This is a genomic window from Streptomyces sp. NBC_00096 (assembly GCF_045041305.1).
Lineage (GTDB): Bacteria > Actinomycetota > Actinomycetes > Streptomycetales > Streptomycetaceae > Streptomyces.
Genome location: NZ_CP108221.1, coordinates 5,315,438 through 5,340,288, shown reverse-complemented (window position 1 = coordinate 5,340,288; position 24,851 = coordinate 5,315,438). Strand labels below are relative to the sequence as shown.

Annotated in this window: 23 protein-coding genes; 3 read left to right on the top strand and 20 right to left on the bottom strand. The window is 72.5% G+C overall.

Annotation, left to right across the window (positions count from 1 at the left end; genetic code table 11):
* Positions 1-9: 9 nt before the first annotated feature.
* The 7 genes from OG904_RS23575 to OG904_RS23545 all read right to left on the bottom strand — a co-directional run bounded on the left by OG904_RS23575 (position 10) and on the right by OG904_RS23545 (position 9,810).
* Positions 10-1,419 carry a lysine N(6)-hydroxylase/L-ornithine N(5)-oxygenase family protein gene (locus OG904_RS23575; protein ID WP_405494083.1) on the bottom strand — a complete coding sequence of 470 codons (1,410 nt, stop codon included), beginning with the start codon at positions 1,417-1,419 and terminating at the stop codon, positions 10-12.
* Complete coding sequence (locus OG904_RS23570; RefSeq protein ID WP_405494081.1) at positions 1,416-2,816, bottom strand: pyridoxal phosphate-dependent decarboxylase family protein; 1,401 nt, start codon at positions 2,814-2,816, stop codon at positions 1,416-1,418. The genes OG904_RS23575 and OG904_RS23570 overlap by 4 nt, the downstream gene beginning before the upstream one ends.
* 459 nt (positions 2,817-3,275) lie before the next feature.
* Entirely contained in the window at positions 3,276-5,780 is a 2,505-nt protein-coding gene (gene pepN, locus OG904_RS23565; protein ID WP_405494079.1) for an aminopeptidase N, read from the bottom strand.
* Positions 5,781-5,821: 41 nt separating this feature from the next.
* Positions 5,822-6,133 (bottom strand): chorismate mutase, encoded by a 312-nt coding sequence (locus OG904_RS23560; RefSeq protein ID WP_328298074.1) that lies wholly within the window; start codon positions 6,131-6,133, stop codon positions 5,822-5,824.
* A gap of 402 nt (positions 6,134-6,535) precedes the next feature.
* Positions 6,536-7,735 carry a sensor histidine kinase gene (locus OG904_RS23555; RefSeq protein WP_405494077.1) on the bottom strand — a complete coding sequence of 400 codons (1,200 nt, stop codon included), beginning with the start codon at positions 7,733-7,735 and terminating at the stop codon, positions 6,536-6,538.
* Between the two features lie 388 nt (positions 7,736-8,123).
* On the bottom strand, positions 8,124-8,780 hold the full coding sequence (locus OG904_RS23550; RefSeq protein WP_405494075.1) for a response regulator: 657 nt from the start codon (positions 8,778-8,780) through the stop codon (positions 8,124-8,126).
* Positions 8,781-9,027: 247 nt separating this feature from the next.
* The gene (locus tag OG904_RS23545) at positions 9,028-9,810 is read right to left on the bottom strand and encodes a serine protease (protein ID WP_405494073.1); all 783 of its coding nucleotides are present in this window, start codon (positions 9,808-9,810) and stop codon (positions 9,028-9,030) included.
* A gap of 155 nt (positions 9,811-9,965) precedes the next feature.
* On the opposite strand from OG904_RS23545, the gene OG904_RS23540 reads away from it, so the two are divergent.
* Positions 9,966-10,901: a hypothetical protein gene (locus tag OG904_RS23540; protein ID WP_405494071.1), complete on the top strand. Its 936-nt coding sequence runs from the start codon at positions 9,966-9,968 to the stop codon at positions 10,899-10,901.
* Positions 10,902-11,025: 124 nt separating this feature from the next.
* A complete protein-coding gene (locus tag OG904_RS23535) occupies positions 11,026-11,688 on the top strand; it encodes an HAD family acid phosphatase (protein WP_405494069.1) in 663 nt (220 codons plus the stop codon).
* Here the strand turns inward: OG904_RS23535 and OG904_RS23530 are convergent.
* The 5 genes from OG904_RS23530 to hsaA all read right to left on the bottom strand — a co-directional run bounded on the left by OG904_RS23530 (position 11,685) and on the right by hsaA (position 16,924).
* Complete coding sequence (locus OG904_RS23530; protein ID WP_405494067.1) at positions 11,685-13,346, bottom strand: FAD-dependent oxidoreductase; 1,662 nt, start codon at positions 13,344-13,346, stop codon at positions 11,685-11,687. The genes OG904_RS23535 and OG904_RS23530 overlap by 4 nt on opposite strands.
* Positions 13,343-13,903 (bottom strand): flavin reductase family protein, encoded by a 561-nt coding sequence (locus OG904_RS23525; protein WP_405494065.1) that lies wholly within the window; start codon positions 13,901-13,903, stop codon positions 13,343-13,345. The genes OG904_RS23530 and OG904_RS23525 overlap by 4 nt, the downstream gene beginning before the upstream one ends.
* Positions 13,891-14,805 carry a VOC family protein gene (locus OG904_RS23520; protein ID WP_405494063.1) on the bottom strand — a complete coding sequence of 305 codons (915 nt, stop codon included), beginning with the start codon at positions 14,803-14,805 and terminating at the stop codon, positions 13,891-13,893. The genes OG904_RS23525 and OG904_RS23520 overlap by 13 nt, the downstream gene beginning before the upstream one ends.
* Before the next feature lie 20 nt (positions 14,806-14,825).
* Entirely contained in the window at positions 14,826-15,686 is an 861-nt protein-coding gene (hsaD, locus tag OG904_RS23515; RefSeq protein ID WP_405494061.1) for a 4,5:9,10-diseco-3-hydroxy-5,9,17-trioxoandrosta-1(10),2-diene-4-oate hydrolase, read from the bottom strand.
* 68 nt (positions 15,687-15,754) lie between these two features.
* Complete coding sequence (gene hsaA / locus OG904_RS23510) at positions 15,755-16,924, bottom strand: 3-hydroxy-9,10-secoandrosta-1,3,5(10)-triene-9,17-dione monooxygenase oxygenase subunit (RefSeq protein ID WP_405494059.1); 1,170 nt, start codon at positions 16,922-16,924, stop codon at positions 15,755-15,757.
* 262 nt (positions 16,925-17,186) lie between these two features.
* Between hsaA and OG904_RS23505 the strand changes: the two genes are divergently transcribed.
* A complete protein-coding gene (locus OG904_RS23505) occupies positions 17,187-18,056 on the top strand; it encodes an IclR family transcriptional regulator (RefSeq protein ID WP_405494057.1) in 870 nt (289 codons plus the stop codon).
* Positions 18,057-18,145: 89 nt separating this feature from the next.
* Here OG904_RS23505 and OG904_RS23500 read toward each other — a convergent pair whose 3' ends face one another.
* From OG904_RS23500 to OG904_RS23465, 8 genes are all read right to left on the bottom strand, one after another.
* Positions 18,146-19,333 (bottom strand): 2Fe-2S iron-sulfur cluster-binding protein, encoded by a 1,188-nt coding sequence (locus OG904_RS23500; RefSeq protein WP_405494055.1) that lies wholly within the window; start codon positions 19,331-19,333, stop codon positions 18,146-18,148.
* Positions 19,326-19,556 carry a hypothetical protein gene (locus OG904_RS23495; RefSeq protein ID WP_405494053.1) on the bottom strand — a complete coding sequence of 77 codons (231 nt, stop codon included), beginning with the start codon at positions 19,554-19,556 and terminating at the stop codon, positions 19,326-19,328. Before OG904_RS23495 ends, OG904_RS23500 begins: the two co-directional genes overlap by 8 nt.
* On the bottom strand, positions 19,556-20,704 hold the full coding sequence (locus OG904_RS23490; RefSeq protein ID WP_405494051.1) for a Rieske 2Fe-2S domain-containing protein: 1,149 nt from the start codon (positions 20,702-20,704) through the stop codon (positions 19,556-19,558). Before OG904_RS23490 ends, OG904_RS23495 begins: the two co-directional genes overlap by 1 nt.
* Before the next feature lie 87 nt (positions 20,705-20,791).
* On the bottom strand, positions 20,792-21,865 hold the full coding sequence (gene dmpG / locus OG904_RS23485) for a 4-hydroxy-2-oxovalerate aldolase (protein WP_405494049.1): 1,074 nt from the start codon (positions 21,863-21,865) through the stop codon (positions 20,792-20,794).
* A complete protein-coding gene (locus OG904_RS23480) occupies positions 21,862-22,764 on the bottom strand; it encodes an acetaldehyde dehydrogenase (acetylating) (protein ID WP_405494047.1) in 903 nt (300 codons plus the stop codon). The genes dmpG and OG904_RS23480 overlap by 4 nt, the downstream gene beginning before the upstream one ends.
* A 6-nt stretch (positions 22,765-22,770) precedes the next feature.
* Positions 22,771-23,553 carry a 2-keto-4-pentenoate hydratase gene (locus OG904_RS23475; RefSeq protein ID WP_405494045.1) on the bottom strand — a complete coding sequence of 261 codons (783 nt, stop codon included), beginning with the start codon at positions 23,551-23,553 and terminating at the stop codon, positions 22,771-22,773.
* A 153-nt stretch (positions 23,554-23,706) separates the two neighbouring features.
* On the bottom strand, positions 23,707-23,967 hold the full coding sequence (locus tag OG904_RS23470; RefSeq protein ID WP_405494043.1) for a DUF397 domain-containing protein: 261 nt from the start codon (positions 23,965-23,967) through the stop codon (positions 23,707-23,709).
* On the bottom strand, positions 23,927-24,775 hold the full coding sequence (locus tag OG904_RS23465) for a helix-turn-helix domain-containing protein (protein ID WP_405494041.1): 849 nt from the start codon (positions 24,773-24,775) through the stop codon (positions 23,927-23,929). The genes OG904_RS23470 and OG904_RS23465 overlap by 41 nt, the downstream gene beginning before the upstream one ends.
* Between the last annotated feature and the right edge of the window lie 76 nt (positions 24,776-24,851).

Below are 24,851 nucleotides of genomic sequence, written 5' to 3'. Positions count from 1 at the left end.
CGTTTCTTCTTACGGGTGCTCGACCAGGGGGAGCAGTTCGCCGGCGGGTTGGGGCCGGGTGTGCTCCCGCTGTTCGAGTCCGAAGGTGGTGAAGGCGGTGCGGTGGGGCTGCGGGTAGGGCTCCTTGCCCGTCAGGGTGTTCAGGATGGCGGCGCTGCGCCAGGCGGCGAGGCCGAGGTCGGGGGCTCCGACGCCGTGGGTGTGGCGTTCGCCGTTCTGGACGAAGATGCTGCCGCTGACGGCCGGGTCGGTGATCATCCGGTAGCGGTCGTCGATGCGGGGGCGGCCGGAGGAGTCCTTGCGCAGGTAGGGGTCGAGCCCGGCGAGGATGCGGCTGTGCGGTCGTTCCTTGTAGCCGGTGGCGAGGACGACGGCGTCGGTGGTGAGGCGGGAGCGGGTGCCTTGCTCCATGTGTTCGAGGTGGAGTTCGACCTTGGTGGTGGCGACGCGGCCGGCGGTGCGGACGCTGACTCCGGGGGTGAGGACGGCGTCGGGCCAGCCGCCGTCGAGGGTGCGGCGGTAGAGCTCCTCGTGGATGGCGGCGATGGTGGCGGCGTCGATGCCCTTGTGGAGCTGCCATTGGGCGGGGACGAGGCGGTCGCGGACCGGTTCGGGGAGGGAGTGGAAGTAGCGGGTGTAGTCGGGGGTGAAGTGTTCCAGGCCGAGCTTGGAGTACTCCATGGGGGCGAAGGAGGGGGTGCGGGCGAGCCAGGTGAGGCGTTCGTGGCCGGCGGGGCGGGAGCGCAGCAGGTCGAGGAAGACCTCGGCTCCGGACTGGCCCGATCCGATGACGGTGACGTGGTCGGCGCCGAGGATGCGTTGGCGGTTGTCGAGGTACTCGGAGGAGTGGATCACCGGGACGGTGGGGGCTTCGGCGAGGGGGCGCAGCGGTTCGGGGACGTAGGGGGCGGTTCCGATGCCGAGGGCGAGGTTGCGGGTGTAGGTGCGGCCGAGGGCTTCGGCTTCGCCGTCGGCATCGAGTTGGGTGAAGTCGACTTCGAAGAGGTCCCGTTCGGGGTTCCAGCGGACGGCGTCGACCTGGTGGCCGAAGTGGAGTCCGGGTAGGCGGCCGGCGACCCAGCGGCAGTAGGCGTCGTATTCGGCGCGCTGGATGTGGAAGTTTTCGGCGAAGTAGAAGGGGAAGAGCCGTTCCTTGTGCTTGAGGTAGCTGAGGAAGGACCAGGGGCTGGCCGGGTCGGCGAGGGTGACGAGGTCGGCGAGGAAGGGGACTTGGAGGGTGGCTCCGTCGATGAGGAGTCCGGGGTGCCAGCGGAAGTCGCGGCGCTGGTCGTAGAAGGCGGTGGCCAGTTCTCCGGCGCCTTGGTGGGGCAGGCCGTGGGCGAGGGCGGCGAGGGAGAGGTTGAAAGGGCCGATGCCGATTCCGACGAGGTCGTGGGGTGCATCGAGCTGGGCGGTCATCGGTGGGTGCTGCCTTCCAGGAGGTTCACGAGGGCGTCCAGGTCCCCCGCCGTGGTGTGGGGGTTGAGCAGTGTGGCTTTGAGCCACAGGCGGCCGTCGGCGGTGGCCCGGCCCAGTACGGCGCTGCCGTCGAGGAGGAGGGTGCGTCGCAGGGCGGCGAGGGCCGTGTCATCGGCGTGGGTGGGCCGGAACAGGACGGTGCTGATGGTGGGCGCCGCGTGGAGTTCGAAGGCGGGGTGTGCTTCGAGGAGTTGGGCGAGCTGGTCTGCGAGTGCGCAGGTGCGGTCGATGAGGTCGGTGAGGCCGTCTCGGCCGAGGGAGCGCAGGGTGGTGGCGATTTTGAGGGCGTCTGCGCGGCGGGTGGTGCGCAGGGAGCGGCCGAGGAGGTCGGGTAGGCCGGCTCGGGTGTCGTCGGGGGCGTTGAGGTAGTCGGCCCGGTGGTCGAGGGGGGCCAGGAGGCTGGTGTCGGGGACGGTGAGGAGTCCGGCGGCGATGGGTTGCCAGCCGAGTTTGTGCAGGTCGATGGTGATCGACCGGGCGCGGCCCAGGCCGGTGAGTTTGGGGCGGTGGCGGGGGCTGAGGGTGAGGAGGCCGCCGTAGGAGGCGTCGATGTGGAGGTCGGCGCCGTGGTGGTCGCAGAGGTCGGCGAGGGGGCCGAGGGGGTCGATGAGGCCGGCGTCGGTGGTGCCGGCGGTGGCGGTGACGAGGACGGGGCCGGTGGTGGTGGCGAGGGCCTCGGCGAGGGTGGCGGGGGTGAGGGTCCCGGTGGGGGTGGGGAGGGTGCGGGCGGGTGGCAGGCCCAGGAGCCAGGCGGCGCGGGGGATGGAGTGGTGGGCGTTGGCGCCGTGCAGGACGGTCAGCTGGGGGCCGTGGCGTTCGCGGGCGAGGAGGAGTGCCAGTTGGTTGGCTTCGGTGCCGCCGGTGGTGAGGACGGCGTCGGGGTGGGGGGTGTCGTGGAACTCGGCGGCGAGGGTGCGCGTGAGGAGGGTTTCGAGGGCGGAGGCTGCGGGGGCCTGGTCCCAGGAGTCGAGGGAGGGGTTGAGGGCGCTGGTGGCGAGGTCGGCGGCGGCTGCGACGGCGAGCGGCGGGCAGTGCAGGTGGGCGGCGCACAGGGGGTCGGCGGGGTCGGCGGCGCCTGCGGTGAGGGTGTGGACGAGGGTTCGCAGGGCTTCGTGGTCTCCGTGCCCGTGTTCGGGCAGTACGTCGCCCAGTGCGGCGGCGACGCGGGCGGCCACGGCGTGGGGTCCGCCGGCCGGGAGTGGTCCGCCGCGGGCGCGGGCTCCGGTGCGGAGCGCCTCGAGGACGGTGTCGAGGAGGGGTCGCAGGGCGTCCGGACCGTGGGCTCCGCCGGCGAGTGGGGCCGTGCCGCGTCTGCCTGTGCCGGGGGGCGCTGTCATGCGGTGTCCTCACGGGAACGGTTCGGCGGCGGGCGGGCGTTGCCGCGCGGGCGGGCGGGTTCGGGTACCCGGCCGGTACAACGATCCGACCCGAATGGGGTAACCGCCCGGGTTTATGGAGGGGCGATTTCCGGCCGGTGCGAGTGCCCTGGCCGGGCGGTGAACGGGGCCGGGGTGGGGTGGGGTGGGGTGGGGTGGGGCCGGGGTGGGGTGTTGGCCGGGACTGCATGATTTATGGCGCCCGGGGTGGTGCTTCGATTGCTACTGGGCTTGCGCGCCACAAATCACGTTTTACGTCCCGGCCAACACCCCACCCCGTCCCCGTCCCCGGCCCGGCTGAGTCCCCCAAAACGTGTTCCCTCAGGCCCGGCCCGGCCGAGTCCCTTGGACCAGGTTCCCGCCCGGCCCGGCCGGGCCTCTTGGGCTGGGCTCCCTCCGGCCCGGCCCCGCCCGGCCGGGTCAGGAGCGGGTGCGGAGGGCGCGGGACAGGTCGTCGAGTTGGTCGACCAGTTTGCGGTGGAGGAGGGGGGTGATGGCCGGGTCTGCGAGGCAGGTGTGGCCGGCTTGGAGGTTGGCTTCGGTGATCTCGTGGCCGGGGAAGGCCCAGCGGCCGGCGGCGTCGGCGATGGCGGGGCCGCGGCGGGCGGCGAGGGCGACGGCCTCGGGGTAGAAGCGCGGTACGTACTCCCGTACCAGATCGGCCTGTTCGGGCTGCCAGAAGCCCTGGGCGGTGGCGGTGAAGAGGTAGTTGGACAGGGTGTCGTCGTGGAAGAGCCGGTCCCAGGCGGCGGCCTTGGCGCCGGCCGTCGGGATGGCGGCGCGGCAGCGGGCGGCGCCTTCCTGGCCGGTGGCGCTGGGGTCGGCGGCGAGCGCTTCGGCGATGTCGCTCTCGCCGGTCGCGCCGAGGACGGACAGCCGGGCGAGGATGCGCCAGCGCAGCTCGGGGTCGAGTTCGGGGCCGCCGGGGACGGTGCCTTCGGCGAGCCAGGCGGCCACGGTGTCGGGCTGGGTCGCGCTGTCGATGAAGGCGCGGACGGCGACCAGCCGCAGGCCGGGGTCGGAGCCGTCCTCGGTGTGCCGCAGCAGGGCGCGGGCGATGGAGGTGAGGGTGGTGAGGGCCTGTGTGCGGTGTTCCGGGGTGAGGTGGCGGTCGGCGATCTGGCTGCGGGCGAAGGTGAGTACGGCCTGGACGATCGCCAGGTCCGTCTCCTGCGGTACGTGGGCCTCGGCGGTGGCGAGGTAGTCGGCGGCGGCCAGTTCGCCGTCGCGGACCATGTCGCGCAGGGAGTTCCACACGACGGCCCGGGTGAGGGGGTCGGGGATGCGGGAGACGCCGTTCAGGGCGCTTTCCAGGGAGGTTTCGTCGAGGCGGACCTTGGCGTAGGTGAGGTCGCCGTCGTTGAGGACGAGGAGGGCGGGGCGCGGGCCGCCGGCGGAGAGGACCTCGTCGGAGGGGACGTCGAGGGCGAGGACCTCGCGGAGTTCGAGGGCTCCGTCGGGGCTGCGGTCGTAGAGGCCGGCCGCGATGTGGTGGGGGCGGCTTCCGGTGCGGTCGACGGTGAGGGTCCAGCCGCCGGTGCTCTCCTCGATCCGCGGGGTGAGGGTGTCGACGCCGGTGGTGCGCAGCCAGATCCCGGCCCAGGCGTGGACGTCGCGGTCGGTGTGGGCGGCGAGGGAGTCCACGAAGTCGGCGAGGGAGGCGTTGGCGAACTTGTGGCGGGCGAAGTGGGTGTTGATGCCGGCCAGGAAGTCCTTCTCGCCGAGCCAGGCGACGAGCTGGCGCAGGGCGGAGGCGCCCTTGGCGTAGGAGATGCCGTCGAAGTTGAGGAGGGCGGAGGCGGTGTCGGGGACGGCGGAGGCGTCGGGGGCGACGGGGTGGGTGGAGGGGCGCTGGTCGGCGTCGTAGCCCCAGGGCTTGCGTTCCATGCCGAATCCGGTCCACGTCTCGGTGAAGCGGGTGGCTTCGATGAGGGTCTGGTAGCCCATGAATTCGGCGAAGGATTCGTTCAGCCAGATGTCGTCCCACCAGCTGAGGGTGACGAGGTCGCCGAACCACATGTGGGCCATCTCGTGGGCGATGGTGACGGCGCGGCGCTGGCGTTCGGCGTCGGTGACGGCGGAGCGGAAGACGTATTCGTCGCGGAAGGTGACCAGGCCGGGGTTCTCCATGGCGCCGGCGTTGAACTCGGGCACGAAGGCCTGGTCGTAGGAGTCGAAGGGGTAGGGCTCGGTGAATTTCTCGTGGAAGCGGTCGAAGCAGGCGGTGGTGATGTCGAGGATTTCGGCCGCGTCCGCGTCGAGGTGGGGGGCGAGGGAGCGCCGGCAGTGGATGCCGAAGGGGAGGCCCGCGTGTTCGGTGCGGATGCTGTGCCAGGGGCCGGCGGCGACGGCGGCGAGGTAGGTGGAGATGACCGGGGTGGGGGCGGACTTCCAGACGGCGCCGCCGGTGGCGCCTGCGCCGCTGTCGCCGGTGCGGGTGGTGATGCCGTTGGCGAGGACGGTCCAGTCGTCGGGGGCGGTGACGGTGAACTCGAAGACGGCTTTGAGGTCGGGCTGGTCGAAGGCCGGGAAGACGCGCTGGACGTCGTCGAGGAACATCTGGGTGTAGACGTACGTCTCCCCGTCCGCGGGGTCGGTGAAGCGGTGCAGGCCCTCGCCGGTGCGGGAGTAGTGCATGCGGGCGTCGACGCGGAGCTCGTGGGGGCCTTCGGCGAGGCCGGTGAGCGGGAGGCGGCCGTCGGTCAGGTCGGCCGGGTCCAGGGGGTGTCCGTCGAGCTCGGCGGAGCGCAGTTCGTCCGGTTTCAGCTCGACGAAGGTGTTTCCGGCGGTGCGGGTGGTGAACCGGATGACGGTGCGGGACTCGAAGGTCTCGTCGCCGGTCGTGAGGTCGAGGGCGACCTCGTACTGCTGGACGTCGAGGAGCTGGGCTCGGAGCTGCGCTTCGTTGCGCGTCAATGCGGACATGGGGCCCATGCTGCCGGATAACGGCGCCGGGCCCCAGGGGGCTACTCTTCGCCCGCGGCGATCGTCTCGTGGTGGCGGATGACCTCGGCGATGATGAAGTTGAGGAGCTTCTCGGCGAAGGCGGGGTCGAGTTTGGCGTTCTCGGCGAGCTGGCGCAGCCGGGCGATCTGGCTGGCCTCGCGGCCCGGGTCGGCCGGGGGCAGCTGGTGGCGTGCCTTGAGGTGGCCGACCTGCTGGGTGCACTTGAAGCGCTCGGCGAGCATGTGGACCACGGCCGCGTCGATGTTGTCGATGCTGTCCCTGAGCCGGGCCAGCTCGGCGCTGACGCTCTCGTCGATGTCCCTGGTGTTCATGGTTCCTGAGAATACGTGGCGTGCGCGGGCGGTTCCTCGGCCGGTCGGCCATTGAGACGGGTGGCTGCGCGGGTGGGGCGGGGCCCGGGGGCGGGGGTCTTCGGGGACGCTGCTCGCCGGCTTCCCGGGGCGCCGCCCCGGACCCCGCGCCTCAAACGCCGGCGGGGCTGGATTTACCCGGCGGGACTGGAATTGCCGGGGGGGGGGGGGGTGACAGTACCCGTCGGGGCCAGGGTCGCCGGGAACGCCGGCCGCCGGCCTCCTGGGGCGCCGCCCCAGGACCCCGCGCCTCAAACGCCGGCGGGGCTGGGTTTGCCCGGGAGGGCTGGAATTGCCTGGTGGGGCTGGAATTGCCCGGTGGGGCCGGCAGTACCCGTGGGGCCTGGGGCGGCGGGCGCGTTTTCAGAGTGGGAGGAGTGCTGTGACCAGCCAGCCGCCTTCGGGGGCGGGGCCTGCGGTGAGGGAGCCGCCCAGGGCTTCGGCCCGTTCGGCCATGCCTACGAGGCCGTAGCCGCCGCCTCGGGCGTTCTCGGAGAGTCGGGCGGGTCGGCCGCCGTCGTCGGCGATGCGGACCTCCAGGCCGGCCGGGACGGTGCGCAGGCCGATCCGTACGGCGGTGGCGGTCGCGGCGTGCTTGCCGATGTTGGTGAGGGCTTCGAGGACGATGCGGTGGGCGGTGGCGGCGACGTCGGCGGGGAGCTTGGTCTCCAGGCCCTGCTCCATGTAGAGGGCCACGGGCGGGCCGGTGGCGGCGAACCGTTCCGTCAGCCCGCGGATCTCCCGGAGACCGGCGACGGGGGCGGTGTCGGCTGCGCCGCGCGAGCCCGGGCCTGCTCCCGGGCCTGCTCCCGGGCCCGGGCTCGTGTCCTGGGCGCCCTCGCGGAGGATTTTGACCAGGCGGCGCATGGAGCCGAGCGCCTCGTCCCCGGCGGTCTCGATGCGGCCGAAGATCTCGGCGGCGCGTTCGGCGGAGACCTTGGTGTAGCGGGCGGCCCGTGCCTCGACGACGATCCCCGTCACGTGGTGGGCGACGAGGTCGTGCAGCTCGCGTGCCAGCTCCAGGCGCTCGGCGCTTCGTACGGCGCGCAGCTCGCGGACGCGCTGGACCGACTGCAGGCGCAGCAGCAGGGAGTACGCGGTGACGACGACGGTGAGCACGGAGAAGAGCAGGGTGAACCGGCCGGGGTCGGCGTCCCGCACGGGCACCGCCATGCAGCCGAGGCCGAGGAGCGGGCCGAGGACGGCGGCGGTGCGGGCGGGGGTGCGGAGCAGGATCTGGGAGAGCAGGACGAGGAGGGCGATGGCCTCTCCGCCGCCCCAGACGACGAGGGGGTGGTTGCCGAAGATCAGGAGGAGGCTGACGGTCCAGGTGACGACGACGGCGAACCAGGAGCGTACGAGGAGGGGGATGCCCGGCCAGGGCGCGGCGCTGAGGCAGACGAGGATGCCGGACACCCAGACGGCGGCGTGCGGGGTGCTGGGCTGGCGGGCGAGGACGACGCCCTCGAAGGTGACGAGGGCGAGGAGGGTGACGGAGAGGAGGATGCGGATCCAGTCCGCGGCGTAGGGGTGGCGGCGGGCCCATGGCCCCAGGGGGCTCATGGGTGTGTCCCGGCGTTGTGGAGCCCCCTGGTGGTGGTCCCGCCGGGCTTTCGGAGCCCCCTGGTGGTGCGGGGGCTCCGGCCCGCACCCGTGGGGGCGGGGGTCGTCGGGGACGCTGCGCGCCGGCCTCCCGGGGCGCCGCCCCGGACCCCGCTCCTCAAACGCCGGAGGGGCTGGAACTGCCCGGCGGCGCCGACAGCACCCGTGGGGGCCGGGGTCGACGGGGACGCTGCGCGCCGGCCTCCCGGGGCGCCGCCCCGGACCCCGCTCCTCAAACGCCGGAGGGGCTGATTTCGCCCGGCGGCGTCGGAAGGTCGGCCAGGGGACCCGCAGCGCGCCGCGGCGGTGCGGGAGGTGGCCGGGGGCGGTGTCGGGTGGTGCCGGTGGGTCACGCTGGGGTGCCTGCCAGGCCGCTTTCCCAGGCCCAGGCGGCGATTTCCACGCGGTTGCGGGCGTCCAGTTTGGCCTGGACGTTGGCGAGGTGGGTCTTGACCGTGGAGAGGGAGACGAAGAGTTCCCCGGCGATCTCGGCGTTGGTCAGGCCGCGCGCGAGGCAGCGTACGACTTCGCGTTCCCGTTCCGTCAGGGGTTCCGCGGGGCGGCGGGCGGGCGGGGAGGCCTGTGTGCGGCGGGCCATTTCGCGCAGCAGGCGGACGGTGATGGCGGGTGAGACGAGCGAGTCCCCGACGGCTGCCGCCCGGACCGCTTCAACCAGCATGGCCGGGCTCGCGTCCTTGAGGAGGAAGCCGGACGCGCCGCCCTGGATCGCCGCGTGGACGTACTCGTCGAGGTCGAAGGTGGTGACGATGACGATGCGGGGGGTTTCCTGGCCGGAGAGCCGGCGGGTGACTTCGAGTCCGTCGAGTTTGGGCATGCGGATGTCGAGGAGCAGGACGTCCGGTCGGTGTTCGGCGACGGCCGCGAGGGCCGCTTCGCCGTCGACGACGTCCGCGACCACCTCGATGTCGGGCTGGCTCTCGAGGATCATCCGGAAGCCGGTCCTGACCATCTCCTGGTCGTCCGCGATGATCACTCTGATCGCCATGCGCCGCCTGCCCCACTGTCGCCCGCTGCCTGTGCCGTCCCACCCGGAGGGTTCTTTCCATGGGACCTGCGGGCGACGGGGCCCGCAACCGCACAGCAGACCGCCGGGAGCATGCCGCGGGGCCGGAACGGCTCTGTTCCGGCCTCGCGGTACTTCCGCCGACCTTACGTACATGTGGGGCAAAACGCCTCATCCTTCCGGCCCGTACCGGGCGGGCCCGGGGGGCCGGAAGGTTGAGGCGGCGGACTCAGAGCGTCGCGGCCGCGCTCGCGATCGCGGCGGCGAAGGTGGAGACCTCGGTGTAGACGCCGGGGTAGTCGGGGCGGGCGCAGCCCTGGCCCCAGCTGACTATGCCGACCTGGATCCAGGCGTTCGCGTTGTCCCGGCGGAACATGGGGCCGCCCGAGTCGCCCTGACAGGTGTCGACGCCGCCTGCGGCGAATCCGGCGCAGATCTCCTCGGCGGGCACCAGCTCGCCGTTGTAGGAGGCCTGGCAGGAGGCGTCGGAGACGAAGGGGACGGTGGTCTTCATGAGGTAGCGCTGCTGGCCGCCGCCTTCGCGGGTGGCTCCCCAGCCGGCGACGGTGAAGGTGCCGTTGTCGTAGGCCTTGGTGTCGGCGATCTTGAGGGTGGGGAGGTTGATGGGCTTGGCGAGCTTGATGAGGGCCCAGTCCTTGCCCGAGCCGTTGTAGCCGGGGGCCTGGAGCACCTTGGTGGACTTGACCTTGATGGCGCTGGAGCTGTTGAGGTCGACGACCCCGGCGGTGGCGGTGATGGAGGTGTTGTTGCCGGAGCCGTTCACGCAGTGGGCTGCGGTGAGGACGATCTGCTGGGTGTAGAGGGCTCCTCCGCAGCCCATGGAGAGGCGCACCATGAAGGGGAACTCGCCCTGGGCGGCGCGGGTTCCGCCGACCACGGGGGCCTGGGAGGCGGTGGCGGAGCCGGGCTGGAGGCTGACGGCGGCGAGGGCCACCGCGCCGACGGCGAGGGCGCGCTTGAGTGCACTGGCAAGGGTGGACACAGTCGACACACTGCCTTTCGTGGGGGGTTGGGCCGTGCGTGCCGTTCGGGTGCCTGGCGCACTCGAACGGCGTCGAATGGTTCGTGTGACGGGTACATGACACACCGCGCGCGCGAGCGTCTTCAAGAACGCCTTTTCGGACAACTTCCGGCAGGAGGGACCCCATGACGCAGAACCGTCGGCGCAGCAGTCCGGTCCAGCACGGATTTCCTCATGTCGAGACGGTCCGCCGGTCCATCACCGCGCTGTTCCGGCGGCTCTCCGGCGACGGGCTCCGGGCCTACGACACGTCCTTCGCCCCCGCCGACGCGGCCTTCTCCCCCACCGAGGACCTGTACCCCGGCGCGCACCGGGTGGCTTCCGAGATGGTCCGGGCGCTGCGGCTGCCCGACGCGCGGATCGTGGTGGGCTTCCGCGCGATGCGGGACGCCGCGGCCGTGGAACTGACCGCCGGCCCGGAGTACTTCGTCGAGGTCAACGACCGCTTCCGCACCCACCGCCGCGATCTGGCGGCCGCCCTCGCCCATGAGGTCACGCACGTCCTGCTGCACCGCTTGGACCTGCGGTTCGCCACCACCGCCGACAACGAGATCCTCACCGACACCGCCGCCGCCTACCTCGGCGCCGGCTGGCTGCTGCTCGACGCCTACCGGGAGGACGAGCTCAGCCACCAGAAGCTCGGCTACCTCACGCCCGAGGAGTTCGGCTACGTCCTCGCCAAGCGCGGCCGCTTCCTCGGCGGCGAGGACCTCTCGGCGTGGTTCACCAGTCCGCAGGCCTACGAGGCGTACGTGCGCGGCCGCGCCCTGGCCGATCAGGACCTGCGCCGGGCCCCCCTGGCGGCCGCGGGCCGGCCGGAGCGGCGCCGGTACGCCCGGGACCGCAGGCGGGCCGAGGACCACCCGGCGGCCCCAGCGGCCCCAGCGGCCCCGGCGGCCCCCGGGCAGGGGGCGGCGTACCGCTTCGAGGAGCACGGGGACGGGCTGCGGGTGAGCTTCGCGTGCCCGGTGTGCGAACAGCGGCTGCGGCTGCCGGCCGGGCAAGGGCCGCTGCGGGCCCGCTGCGGGCTGTGCCGCACGGTGCTGGACTGCGATACGTAGCGCGGCCCACGACAGGGGTTCACCGGCCGGCCACGAAAAGTTACTTACCAGCCAGTAGACACGGGGGCGGCCACTGCCCAATCTGGTCACGTACATGCCAATGAATGACCGAGGAGCGTCCCCCATGCGCAGCCCCCGCCACACCGCCGCCGCAGTGGCCGCAGCAGCGGCCGTACTGGCCCTGGTTCCGGCCGCCGCCGCCCAGGCGGCCCCCGCCGCGGCCCCCGCGAAGACGGTCGCCCCGGTCGCCACCGCGTCCGCGCCCGGCGGCAACGCGGTGTTCCTCGGCCTCGACTACGCCACCTGGCAGCGCGACGTCGCCGCCGTCGTCGACGCGGCCCGGCCCGGGATCGAGCAGCGCATCGCCGCCGCGCCCGCCGGTGAGAAGCCCGCGATCGTCCTCGACATCGACAACTCCTCGCTGGAGACGGACTTCCACTGGTTCTGGACCTCCCCGACACCCGCGATCGCCAAGGTCCGCGACCTGACCCGGTACGCGAACGACCGCGGGGTCGCCATCTTCTTCGTCACCGCCCGGCCCGGGATCGTGTACTCCCTCACCGAGCGCAACCTCAAGGCGGTCGGCTACCCGGTCTCGGGCCTCTACGTCCGCGATCTGCCCGCCCTGTTCGGCGAGGTCAGCGCGTACAAGACGGCCAAGCGGGCCGAGATCGAGGCGCGCGGCTACACGATCATCGCCAACATCGGCAACAACGAGAGCGACCTGACCGGCGGCCACGCCGAGCGCACCGTCAAGCTGCCGGACTACGACGGCAAGCTCTCCTAGGCCGTGTCCAGCCGGGCCGCGATCGCGTTGACGGCCGCCCAGCCGAAGGCCATCGCGGGGCCGATCGTCGCGCCCGGCCCGGGATAGGTCTCCCCCATGACCGCCGCCGAGCAGTTGCCCGAGGCGTAGAGCCCCTGGATCGGCGAGGAGTCCTCGCGGAGCACCCGCCCGTCGGTGTCCGTGACGAGGCCGCCCTTGGTGCCGATGTCCCCCGGCTGCACGGGGACCGCGTAGAAGGGGCCCTTCTCTATCGGCGCCAGGTTCGGGTTGGGCAGCGTCGGGTCGCCGTAGTAGCGGTCGTAGACGCTTTCGCCCCGCCCGAAGTCCTTGTCGATCCCCGCCTCCGCGAAGGTGTTGAAGCGGCTGATGGCGGCGGGCAGGCCGGGGGCGGAGATCCGGCGGGCCAGTTCCTCCACGGTGTCCGCCTTCTTCAGGAAGCCGCTCTCCAGCCACTTCCGGGGGAAGGGCTGCCCGGGGAAGAGCCCGGCGAAGATGTACCGGGCCTTGGAGCGGGCGTCGAGGATCAGCCAGGAGGGCACGGTCGTCGCTCCGGGCCGGTCGGCGGCGTACATCCGGTCCACGAACGCGTGGTAGGGCAGGGCCTCGTTGGCGTACCGCTCCCCCGCCTCGTTGACGATGACCATGCCCGGGATGCCCCGGTCGGCGACGAGGAAGAAGGGCTTCTCCCCCGGCGGGCACACGGACGGCGCGCCCCACACCTTGTCCAGCAGGTCGGTGGCGGCCCCCAGTTCCCCGCCGAGCGTGAGGGCGTCGCCGGTCTGGCCCTCCGAGGCGTGCGTCCACGCCGTGGAGGTGGGCGCGGGCAGGTGCTTCTCGCGCAGGGCCTGATCGTGCGAGAACCCGCCCGAGGCCAGCACCACCCCGCCCCGCGCCGCCACGGTCACCTCGCGGCCCGCGCGCAGGACCCGTACGCCCGTCACCCGCCCGGCCGGGTCGGTGACCAGGGCGGTCAGCGGCGCCGACAGCCACAGTTCGCCGCCGAGCCGGTCCAGGGAGAGCCGCATGCGGGCGACGAGCGCCTCGCCGAGGGAGAGCAGCTTGCGGCCGGTGGCCAGCGCCTTGACGGCGCGCAGGCCGACCTTGACGGAGGTCTTCTTGCCGGCCCAGGTGCGGCTGACCATGTTCAGGAAGCGGAAGTCGTAGGAGGTCATGGTGAGCCCGTAGGTGGGCAGTCCGGCCCGGCGCATGGAGGCGCCGAGCTCGCCGAGCCGTTTGAAGTCGACGATGCACGGTTCGACGGAGCGGCCCTGCGCCATGCCGCCCTGGGCCTCGGGGAAGTAGTCCGAGTAGCCGGGGGTGTACATGAAGCGGATCTCGGTGCGGTCGTGGAACTCCCGGACCATGCGCGGCCCGTGGGCGAGGTACGCGTCCTTGCGCGCGGCCGGGACCCGGTCGCCGACGGTGGCGTCAAGGTAGGCGCGGGCCTTCTCGCGGGTGTCGGCGAGGCCGGCACGGTCGAGGTGGAAGTTGCCGGGGACCCAGATCGCGCCGCCGGACAGGGCGGTGGAGCCGCCGTACTTGTCGGTCTTCTCGACGACGAGGACGCTCAGGCCCCGCAGCCGGGCGGTGACGGCGGCGGCGAATCCGGCGGCGCCGGAGCCGACGACCACCACGTCGTAGGCGTGCTCAGTTGTCATCCGAAGGCTCCCGTGGCGTAGTCGCTGCGGTAGTACAGCAGGGGTGATCCACCGTCCCGGGCCGTCAGTTCGAGGACCCGGGCGGTGACGAGGTAGTGGTCGCCGGCCTCGTGGACGGCTTCGAGGGCGCAGTCGACGGTGGCGAGGGCGCCCCGCACGCGGACGGCGCCGTGGGCGGAGAGTTCCCAGTCGACGCCCGCGAACTTGTCCTCGCCGCGCCTGCCGAGGGCTTCGCACACGGCGCGCTGTTCCTCGGCGAGGATGCTGACGCCGAAGCGGCCGGCGGCGCTGACCCTGGGCCAGCTGGAGGAGGCCTTGCCCACGCAGAGCAGGACCAGCGGCGGGTCGAGGGAGAGCGAGGCGAAGGACTGGCAGGCCAGCCCGGCGGGGCGGCCGTCGTCGGCGAGGGCAGCGACGACGGTGATGCCGGAGGCGAAGGCGCCGAGCACCTCGCGGAACGCGGCGGGATCGACGGGGCCGGCGAGGGCGACGGGGCCGGTGGGGTCGACAGGGCCGGTGGGGTCCACGGGTCCGGTGGGCCCGGTCAGCCGTTCCACTGGTGGCCCCAGAAGCTGTCCGAGGTGATCTCTTTCGCGGTCCAGGTCGCGGGGTCGACGAGGAGGCCGTCCCAGCCGTACTCGACCTGGAAGCCGCCGGGAGCCTGGGCGTAGAAGGAGACCATGTGGTCGTTGGAGTGCCGGCCGAGGGTGGAGGCGATGGGGATCCCCGCCTTGTTCATGCGGTCGAGGCAGTAGCCGACGTCGTCGAGGGTCTCCAGTTCGACCATGAAGTGGACGATGCCGGGCGGCAGCGCGCCCGGGTAGAGCCCGAGGCTGTGGTGGCGCCGGTTGGGGCTGAGGAAGTGCATCCAGTGGAAGTCCCGGCCGGGCTTGCCGGTGGGGACGGCGACGGGGGGCAGCCGCATCGAGTCGCGCAGCTGGAAGCCGAGGAGGTTCTCGTAGAAGTCCAGGGTGGCCTCGGTGTCGGCGGCGGGCAGGACCACGTGGCCGAGGCCCAGGTTCGCTTCGGGTCCGTGGGGTCCGCCGGTGACGAACCGGTTGCCGTACGGGGTTCCGAGCGGGGTGTGGTCCTGGGCCTGGCCCCAGTAGATCTCCAGGGGGTTGCCGCTGGGGTCCTCGCAGTGGATGAGGCCCTGGACGCGCCGGTCGGCGAGGGTTTCGGCGTCGCCCTGCTTGACGGGGTGTCCGGCGCTCTCCAGTTCGGCGGCGGCCTCCTCCAGCGCGCGGGCGTTCGCGACCTCGAACCCGGCGGCGAGCAGCCGGTCCTGGGTGCCGGCGAGGAACTGGAAGCGGTGGGTGCGGTCGTCGATGCGGATGTTGAGGCGGGTGTCCGTGGTGCCTGCGGCTTCGACCATGCCGAGGATGTCGAGGACGTAGGTGCGCCAGGCGGCGAGGTCGGCGGTCTCGATGCGGAGGTAGCCGAGTGCGCGGATGTCCATGCGGGAACTCCTCGGTGGGATCAGTGGAGGAAGAAGTCGGTGGCGAGGCGGTTGAACTCTTCGGCGGCTTCGGTCTGCGCCCAGTGTCCGCAGTGCGGGAAGACGTGCAGGCGGGCGTCGGGGATCGTCTTCAGCGCGAGGAAGGCTCCGTCGACGGGGTTGACGCGGTCCTCGCGGCCCCAGGTCAGCAGGACGGGCCGGCTGATGCGGTGGGCTTCGCGCCAGAGCATGGTGTCCTCGGGCCACTTGGCGAAGGAGGCGCCCATGCGGGCGTTGCCGAGCCGGGCCTCGGGGTCGGTGGCCTGGGCGTAGCGCTCCTCGACGAGGGCGTCGGTGACGATCGCCGGGTCGTGGGCGAGGGTGGTGAGGAAGGTCCGCATCTGCTCGCGGGTGGGCTCGGGGGCGAGGCTGAACTCGAAGAGCCGCTTGATGCCTTCGGTGGGGTCGGCGGAGAAGAGGTTGAGCGAGATGCCGCCGGGTCCCATGAGCAGGAGCTTGTCCACGCGGCCGGGGTGGTCCAGGACGAGGCGGGTGGCGGTGCCGCCGCCGAGGGAGTTGCCGATGAGGTGGGCCCGTTCGATGCCGAGTTCGTCCATGAGGGCGAGGACGGCGTTCGCGCTGAAGCTGAAGTAGTCGCGGTCGGGTTCGGGCTTGTCGGAGCGGCCGTAACAGGGCTGGTCGACGAGCAGGGTGCGGAAGCGGGCGGCGAAGTGGGGCAGGTTGCCGCCGAAGTTGGACCAGCCGGAGGCTCCGGGGCCGCCGCCGTGCAGCATGATCACGACGGGGCCGTCCGGGGGGCCCGCCTCGTGGTAGTGCAGGGTCAGTGCGCCGGCCCGGGCGGTGCGGGAGGTGTTCTCGTACGTGTGGGCCGGTGTGCTCACGGCATCGCGCCCGGTCGCCGCATCGTGTCCGGTCACAGCATCGCGCCCGGTCGCCGCATCGTGTCCGCTCACAGCATCGTGTCCTGGATGTCGAGGCCGAGTGCGCCCTGTCCGAAGAGGGCCAGGGCCCGCTCCGGGTCGTTGGCGGCGTGGCCGCGGCCGGTGTGGACGTCGCGCCAGGCGCGCTGGACGGGGTTGGCTCCGGTGCGCATGGCGCTGCCGCCCGCGTTCTCCATGAGGAGGTCGACGGCGGCCACGCAGCGTTCGGTGGCGAGGACCTGGTCGCGGCGGGCGCGGGTGCGCAGCGGCATGGGGAGTTCCCCGCCGCTTTCGGCGATGGCGTAGAGCTCGGCGATGTTGCGCCGGAGCTGGAGCCAGGAGGCGTCGATGTCGCTGGCGGCGCGGGCGATGCGGACCTGGGCGAAGGGGTCTTCGGCGACCTGCTGGCCGTAGGAGATGCGGAAGCGTTCGCGGGTGGCGTCGACGTAGCCCTCGTAGGCGCCTTCGGCGATGCCGACGATCGGGGTGGAGATGGTGGTGGTGAAGACGGAGGCGTACGGGAGCCGGTAGAGCGGCTCGGGGTTGATGCGGTGGCCGGGTACCTGGAGGGCGGTGACGGGGCCGAAGCTGAGGGCGCGGTGGTCGGGGACGAACACGTCCTCGACGTGGATGTCGTTGGAGCCGGAGCCGCGCAGGCCGACGGTGTCCCAGACCTCGTCGACGCGGTACTGGGAGCGCGGGATCAGGAAGGTCCGCATGTCGACGGGGCGGCCTTCGGCGTCGGTGACCAGTCCGCCGAGCAGGGCCCAGTCGGCGTGGTCGCAGCCGGAGGAGAAGTGCCAGCGGCCGCTGACGGTGAATCCTCCGTCGACGGGGACGATCCTGCCGGTGGGGGCGTAGGAGGAGCAGATCCGCGTGTCGGGGTCCTGGCCCCAGACCTCTTCCTGGGCGCGGGGGTCGTACAGGGCGACGTGCCAGGGGTGGACGCCGAGGACGGAGGCGACCCAGCCGGTGGAGCCGCAGGCCTTGGCGATGTCCTTGACGGCGGCGTAGAAGAGGGCCGGGTCGGCCGCGCGGCCGCCGTACGCCCTGGGCTGGAGCAGCCGGAAGAAGCCGGTGGCGGCCAGTTCTTTGATGCTCGCCTCGGGTACCTTGCGCTGCGCCTCCGCCTCGGCACTGCGCTCACGGAGTGCGGGGGCGAGTGCGCGGACTGCTTCGAGGACGTCTTCGTCGCTCATCGGTGTCCCTTTCTCGGGGTCGTCGGGGTCGTCGGGGTCGTCGGCTTCGAGGTGCGGTGAACGTACGCCGGGGTGTCGGGGGCGTGGAACGTGTCGTTCCCGCTGAGTGGGAAGGGCCCTGCGGGAGTCGGCGATACCCGGCGTGGGACCCGGATCCACCTATCCGAAGTATTACTGAATGAAATACCTCCCTCCCGGTGCTTCCCCTCCGGCCAGGAGCCGTGGCAGGGTCGCCCCAACGCCTCACGCAGGGGGTTTTCTCGTGCTTGACCAGGTCATGGACACCGAGCTCGCACCGCTGTCGCTGCTGGAGAAGGCCGCGCGGGTGCTGGGCGCCTTCGAGGGTCCGCAGCCGCGGCTGTCGCTCACCGAGGTCGTGCGCCGCTCCGGAATCCCACGCTCTTCCGCCCACCGGATCCTCGACCAGCTGGTGCAGCTGCGCTGGCTGGACCGGGAGTGCCGGGACTACCGCATGGGCATGCGCATGCTGGAGTTGGGTGCGCTCGCCTCCCACCACAACCGGCTGCGCCGGGCCGCGCTGCCGCTGCTGCACGCGCTGCACGAGCAGACGGGCCGGGTGGTGCACCTGTCGGTGCTCGACGGGGCCGAGGTGGTGTGCCTGGAGCGCATCGGCGGTTCGGAGACCACCACGGTGCCCTCGCGGGTCGGCGGCCGGATGCCGGCGTACTGCACGGCCACGGGCAAGGCGATCCTCGCGTTCAGCGATCCGGCCGCGGTGGAGCACGTCATCGCGCAGGGGCTGCGGCCGCGTACCGCCCGCACGCTGATCCGGCCGCTCGCGCTGCGCTCGGAGCTGGCGGCGGTCCGCGAGCGCGGTGTGGCCCACGACCGGGAGGAGAGCTTCCGGGGCATCTCCTGCGTGGCCGCTCCGCTCCGGGGCGCCGGGCGGGCCGTGGCCGCCGTGTCGGTGTCCTCCGGCCGGGGGGACCGGGAATCGGACCGGCTGGCCCCGGCGGTACTGGCCTGCGCGCGGGCGGTGTGGCGGGAGCTGTACGGACCGGGCCGGCCGGGGCGGGCCGCGGCCGCGCCGGCCCGGGACCTGGAGCCGGCCGTCTCCGCGCAGGCGATGGACAACATGATGGGGTGGCTGCGGTTCAGCGAGTGGATGTAGTGGGTAGTGATATCGCGACGCACGAATGAACGAGTCCGGGCCCGACCCCTCGCCAGGGGGCCGGGCCCGGGTTCGTTCCCGCCGCCGGTTCAGCCCTCGTAGGTGAGGCGGACCCGGTCGCCGAGCGGCAGGGCCTGGCAGGCCAGGACGTAGCCGTCGGCCAGGTCCTCGCGGTCCAGGACCTCGTTGCGGACCATCGTGACCTCGCCCTCCAGCACCCGGCAGCAGCAGGCGCTGCAGGCGCCCTCGCGGCAGGAGTACGGGGCGGGGACGCCCGCGGCGAGCAGCGCGTCGAGGAGCGGGGTCCCGGCCGGCCAGTCCACGGTGTGCACGGCCCCGTCGAACTCCACCTCGGCGGTGGCTCCCCCGGCGGAGGCCGGGGTCGGGGCGGGGGCCTGGTCCGCGCTCCCGGCGGCCGGGGCGGGGGCCGGGGTCGGGGCGGGGGCCCGGGTCGCGGTCGGGGTGGGGGCGGGGGCCCGGGTCGCGGCCGGGGTGGGCTGCGTGAAGACGTCCGCGCTCAGCGAGAAGTACCGCTCGCGGTGGATCGCCCGGCCCCGTCCGCCCGCGGAGCGCACCGCGGCCTCCGCGGCGTCCATCAGCGGAGCGGGCCCGCAGAGGTAGGTTTCGCGGCTCGCGTACGGGGCCACCAGCGGGCCCAGGCGCGGGGCGGTCGGCAGTCCCTGGAGGGTTTCCAGCCAGTGGACGAGGGTGAACCGCCCGGGGTGTTCCTCGGCGAGCCCCCACAGCTCGTCGCGGAAGATCACCGAGTCGGGGTCGCGGTTGGCGTACACCAGCGCGACGTGGCCCCGGCCGGCCGCGAGGGCCGATCCGGCGATGGAGAGCACCGGGGTGATCCCGCTGCCGCCCGCCACCAGCAGGAGGTCCCGGTCCAGGTCGGGCGGGGTGAAGGTGCCGGCGGGCGGCAGGATCTCCAGCTCATCGCCGACGCCGACGTCCTGGCAGAGCCAGCCGGAGCCCCTGCCGCCGGGGACCCGTTTGACGGTGATGCGCAGCGGGTCGCCGGCGTGCGGGGAACCGGCCAGGGAGTAGCAGCGGGCCGCGCCGTCGGGGATCCGCAGGGTGAGGAACTGCCCGGGGCGGTACGGGAGTTCCGCGTCGAGTACGAGGGAGACCGCCTCGGGGGTCTCCTGGATGCGTTCCGTGACGCGGACCAGCAGCCTGCCGCTGGCTCCGCCCGGGGCGGATGCCGGGGCCGCGCTCCGGACCTCCGCCGCGCGGGCCGGCGTACGTTCTTGGGTGTCGGCGGTGTCAGACATCGGCCGGCACCTCCAGGCGGCCCTCCAGGACGGCGGCCGCGATGCTCGCGCCCAGGGCCGGGCAGGAGCGGACGCGGGCGCTCGGCCGGCCCGCCCCGACCTCGGCGGCGATGCGGGGGCAGGCGGTGGCGGCGTCCTCGGTCCACTGGACCTGGGTGTGGGCGGGGCTGAACTTCTCGCACAGCACGCGCGCGGCGCACTCCCCGCACCGGACGGGGGTCATCACGGGGCACCGGCCGCGCGGCGGGCGAGGTTCCCGGCGACCTCGGCCTTCCAGGCGGCGGTGGCGCGGGCGGTGTCGATCTCGAACTCGAAGCGGCGCACCATCTCGTCCCTGACGTCGGCGGCGTCCACGTAGAACTGCTCGTACCAGCGGCGGAGTTGGTAGACGGGGCCGTCCTCCTCGGTGAGGAGGGGGTTGTCGATGCGGGTCTTGTTCTTCCAGATCTCCACGTCCTGCTCGAAGCCGACGGCCAGACCTTCGGAGGTGAGGCGGGCGGCTTCGGCGGCCTGTTCGTCGCTCATGCCGGGGAGCTTGCGGACGATGGTCCCGTACATGAGCACGAAGCTGTTCTCGTCGATCGGGTAGTGGCAGTTGATGAGGACGGATTCGAGCTCCACGCCGCCGCCGACATCGCTCCACAGCTTGTCGATCATGTAGGAGGGGCCGTAGTACGAGGCGTCGGAGCGCAGTCCGCCGCCGGTGGAGAGGGTGCCGAGGTCCACGTCGCCGCGCGGGGTGGACTCCATGTACTGGGTGGCGACGTGGCCGTCGAAGACGTTCTTGAAGTAGTGCGGGAAGGCGTAGTGCACGTAGTAGAAGTGCGCCATGTCGACGACGTTGTCGACGATCTCGCGGCAGTTGGCGTTCTCGACGCGCAGGGAGTTCCAGCTCCAGTCGCTCCACTCGGGGTCGCCGAAGCCCTCGATGACGGGGATCGTGACCTCGGGCGGTGGCGGGTTGCCCTCCGGGTCGTGCCAGACGTAGAGCTGGCCGTTGCGTTCCAGGGAGGTCCAGGCGCGGGTCCTGGCGCGGGGCGGGACGCGGCGGGCGTAGGGGACGGCGGCGCAGCGGCCGTCGCCGGACCAGCGCCAGTCGTGGAAGGGGCAGGCGACGGTGTCGCCCTTGACGGTGCCGTGGGCGAGGTTGCCGCCCATGTGGGGGCAGTGCGCGTTGAGAACGCTGAGCTCGTCGTTCTGCTCGCCGCGGAAGACGACGAGTTTGGTGCCGAAGGCTTCGACCTCGTGCGGGGTTCCGTCCCGGAAGGTGGCGGCGAGGCCCAGGCAGTGCCAGCCTCGGGCGAACCTGGTGGGTACGGGTGCCGCCTCGATGACGCGGGGTTCTTCGTCGACTGCGGTCGTTTCGGCCATGGGATGGCCCTCCACTTCGTTGTGGGGTGGTGGGGGTGCGGTACGCGGCTGGGCCGTCTCCCGGGGCGCCGCCCCGGACCCCGCGCCTCAAACGCCGGCGGGGCTGGGTTCTGCGGAGCCTGATTGGGCGGGGCCGGATGCGGCCAGTTCGACGGCGATGTCGATGAGTTGGTCCTCCTGGCCGCCGACGAGGCGGCGTTCGCCCGCGCGCAGCAGGATCTGCGCGCCGGAGACCCCGTAGCGCTCGGCCTGGCGGTAGGCGTGCTTGAGGAAGCTGGAGTAGACCCCGGCGTGGCCCATGAGCAGGGCCATGCGGTCGAGCGTGCACTCCTCGTCCATGACGGGGCGGACCACGTCCTCGGCCGCGTCGATGATCTTCAGGACGTCGATGCCGGTGCGGATGCCCATCTTCTGGCAGACGGCGGCGAAGGCCTCGACGGGCGTGTTCCCGGCGCCCGCGCCGAGGCGGCGGGTGGAGCCGTCGATCTGGAGCGCACCGGCCCGGACCGCGGCGACCGAATTGCCCACGCCCAGGCCGAGGTTCTCGTGGCCGTGGAAGCCGACCTGGGCGTCGGCGCCGAGTTCGGCGACCAGTGCCGCGACCCGGTCGGTGACCTCGTCCATCACCATCGCGCCGGCGGAGTCGACGACGTACACGCACTGGCAGCCGGCGTCCGCCATGATCCGGGCCTGCCGGGCGAGGTTCTCGGGGGTGGTGGAGTGGGCCATCATCAGGAACCCGACGGTCTCCAGGCCCATCTCGCGGGCGAGCCCGAAGTGCTGGACGGCGATGTCGGCCTCGGTGCAGTGGGTGGCGATCCGGCAGATCTGCCCGCCGTTGCCGTGGGCGGCGCGGATGTCGTCCTTCACGCCGAGCCCGGGCAGCATCAGGAAGGCGATCCTCGCGTTCCGGGCCGTCTCCGCCGCGATCTTGATGAGCTCTTGCTCGGGGGTCTTGGAGAAGCCGTAGTTGAAGGAGGAGCCGCCGAGTCCGTCGCCGTGCGTGACCTCGATGACGGGGACGCCCGCGCCGTCGAGGGCGGACACGACCGCCCGTACGTCCTCGCCCGTGAACCGGTGGCGCTTGGCGTGCGAGCCGTCGCGCAGCGAGGAGTCGGTGACCCGGATGTCGAGGGTGTCGGAGTACGTGTACGCGTTCACGCGGTGAGTCCCTTCGCGAACTCCTCGCCGACCTTGGTGGCGGCGGCGGTCATGATGTCGAGGTTCCCGGCGTAGGGCGGCAGGTAGTCCCCGGCGCCCTCCACCTCCAGGAAGATCGCGACCCGGGCCGTGCCGCCGTTGAGCGGGGAGGGGTCGTCGAACTGCGGCTCGGTGCGCAGCCGGTAGCCGGGTACGTACGTGGCCACGTCGGCGGCGACCCGTTTGACGGAGGCGGCGACGGCCTCGCGGTCGGCGTCGGCCGGGATCGCGCAGAAGACGGTGTCGCGCATGATGACCGGTGGGTCGGCGGGGTTGAGGATGATGATGGCCTTGCCGCGGGCGGCGCCGCCGATCTCCTCGATGCCCCGGGCGGTGGTGCGGGTGAACTCGTCGATGTTGGCGCGGGTGCCGGGGCCGGCCGAGACGGAGGCCACCGAGGCGACGATCTCGGCGTAGGCGACGGGGACCACGCGGGAGACGGCGTACACCATGGGGATGGTGGCCTGGCCGCCGCAGGTGATCATGTTGACGTTGGCCCGGTCGAGGTGGGCGGTCAGGTTCGCGGGCGGCACCACGGCGGGTCCGACGGCGGCCGGGGTCAGGTCGATCGCCTTGATGCCGAGCTCGGCGTAGCGCGGGGCGTTGGAGCGGTGCACGTAGGCGGAGGTGGCCTCGAAGACCAGGTCCGGCAGCTCGTCCCGGGCCAGCAGCCAGTCGACGCCCTCGTGGGAGGCGTCGAGTCCGGCGCGGCGGGCCCGGGCGAGGCCCTCGCTGCCGGGGTCCACGCCGATCATCCAGCGGGGTTCTATGTGGGGGGAGCGCTGGAGCTTGTAGAGCAGGTCGGTTCCGATGTTCCCGGAGCCGACGATGGCGGCGGTCGCTTTCCTGGTGTTCGTCATGGCACCTCAGATGAAGGAGAGGGACACCGGGCCGAGCCCTGTGAAGTCGGCGGTGTAGGTTCGCCCGGCGGCCACGTCCACGGCGCGGGTGCAGGACCCGGGCAGGATCAGGTGGCCCTTGCGCAGCTCGACCCCGAAACGGGCGACGGTGCGCGCCAGCCAGGCGACGGAGGCGGCGGGATCGCCGAGCACGGCGTCGCCGCGGCCTCGCGCCAGGGTGTCGGGGCCGCTGGTCAGGGTGGCTTCGATCGCCTTCAGGTCCAGCGCGCGCGGGTCGCGTCCCTCGCCGATGACGTACCCGGCGGAGGAGGCGTTGTCGGCGATGGTGTCGGCGATGGCGATGCGCCAGTCGGCGATGCGGCTGTCGATGAGCTCCAGGGCCGGGACGACCCGCTCGGTGGCGTCCAGTACGTCGGCGGCCGTGCAGCCTTCGCCGGGGAGATCGGCGCCGAGCACGAAGCCGACCTCGACCTCGATGCGGGGCGCGCAGTACGCGGCGGCGGGGACCGGGGTGTCCTCGCGCAGCTCCATGCCGGCCAGCAGGTGACCGTAGTCGGGCTCGTCGACGCCCATCATGGCCTGCATGACGGGGGAGGACAGCCCGACCTTGTGGCCGGTGACGCGGTCGCCGGCGGCGCAGCGGTCGCGGATGTTGAGGAGCTGGATCTCGTACGCGTCCTGCGCGTCGATCCCCTCGTACAGCTCGGCCAGCGGCCGTACGGGCGCCCGCCGCAGCTCGGCCGTGCGCAGCAGGTCGGCGGCTTCGTGCCGGAGCCGGTCGTTGAGCATGGGGTCCTCCCGGCTGCGTGGTGTGTGGTGCGGCAGACGGTAGGCGGGGCCGGCCGGGGGGCGGGAGGCCGTGTTCCCGCTGAGCGGGAAAGGGTGCGGGCCGGGACCTGTTCAGGTCCCGGCCCGCGTGTACTGCCGTGTACTGCCGGGTGCCTACAGGGCCCCGACGAAGGCGGCGAAGGCGGCGTGGCCGACGGTGAAGGCGGGGCCGTCGGGGCTCTTGGAGTCCCGGACGGCGACGAGGCAGGGCTGGGCGGCGACCTCGACGCACTCGCCGCCGGTGGTGCCGCTGTACGAAGCCTTGCGCCAGGCGGCGGCGCCGAGGGGGGCGCACTCGACGCAGTCGCCACCATTGGTGCTGCTGTACGACGCCTTACGCCACACCGCGCCAGTCAGGTTTGGGCTGGTCCCCATAGCGTTCCTCCATTACGTGGCCGATGAGCCGGGCCGATTCCTCCGGCGAGAGAGCGGCGGCCTGCAATCGAGCGTATCCGACCGAACGCTCCCTCATCACAGATGGGTTGGCGGTCATGTGCCCCTGGCTGTAGCCCTCCTCGTAGAAGAGATCCGGGTCGTCCTCGAAGCGCAGAAGGTTGAACGATCCGATCATTCCCGTGTGGCGACCAACCGAGAAGGGGAGCACCTGGATCTTCACCCACGGGTTTCCGAGGAAGGTCGACAGGTGGGCGAGCTGGTCTCGCATGACCTCACAGCCGCCGACCTCCTGGTGCAGCACCGCCTCAGCGAGCACCACCCAAAGGGCGGGCGGATGCTCGCGCTGCAGAATCCGCTGCCTTTCCATGCGGGCGGCTACCAACTCGTCCACCTGGTCTTGGTGGTCAACGCCCAGGAGGTCCCGCGCGTACGCCTCCGTCTGCAACAGCCCGTAGACAACTTGCGCCTGGAACGTCGAGATGTAGTCCGCCTTGGCCTCCATCTCCGCATACGGCTGGAACCAGGTCGGCAACTGACTCCGCAGCACCAGCCCCACCAGCCGGGAGAACACCCCACCCGTCCCCAGCGCCGCGTCCACCCGCTCCGAGAAGTCCCGGGTCGGGACCTTCCGCGCCGTCTCGATCTGGCCGATCAGCGACGCCGTACAGAAGACGATGCCGCCCAGCTGCCCCTGTTTCAGCCCGGCGGCCTCTCTCAGCCGCCGCAGCTCGGAGCCGTAGTAGTCCAGCGGAGACGCGCTGGGATCGAGATCGCGGATGTTGACCACGAGGCGGTCACCCCCAAGTTCACGCTCTACGGCGTCCGTTCAGGTCTGTAGCCGAGCGTAACCAGGTCACCACCCG